Below are 452 nucleotides of genomic sequence, written 5' to 3'. Positions count from 1 at the left end.
ACAGATGGGTGGGCGAAATGTTTACAGCCACTCCGATGTGGTGCGGCCATCTCAACGCCTCTGAACAAGCCTGACGAACGACAAACTCTCCAAGGGGAACGATAAGTCCGCACTCTTCCGCGACAGGAATAAACCGATCAGGTGATAATAGACCCCGGCGCGGATGGCGCCAGCGAACCAATGCCTCAAACGCGCACACTTGTCGGTCGACCATCGAAACGATGGGTTGATAGTGCAGCTCAAGCTGACCGTCAAATATCGCTTCACGTAAGTCATTCTCCAATTCGCGTCGTTCCGCAGTCCGCACACCAAGCTCGTCATCAAAGATCTTGAACGAATTACGCCCCGATAATTTTGCTTCATATAGAGCAAGATCGGCGCGGTGGAGCAGCGTTTCCATTGAATTGTCGGCTTCACTTCTAACGGCAATTCCGATACTTTCTCCAACAATC

Annotated in this window: 1 protein-coding gene; it reads right to left on the bottom strand. The window is 51.8% G+C overall.

The window, feature by feature from the left end:
- Nucleotides 1-400, bottom strand: a 400-nt coding sequence (locus tag DY467_RS25590) for an EAL domain-containing protein (RefSeq protein ID WP_164639845.1), incomplete at its 3' end; no start/stop codon positions are given.
- Nucleotides 401-452: the final 52 nt, after the last annotated feature.

The organism is Rhodopseudomonas sp. BR0G17 (genome assembly GCF_010907025.1).
GTDB classification, from domain to species: domain Bacteria; phylum Pseudomonadota; class Alphaproteobacteria; order Rhizobiales; family Xanthobacteraceae; genus Rhodopseudomonas; species Rhodopseudomonas palustris_H.
This window is presented reverse-complemented; position numbering and strand designations above follow the sequence as displayed.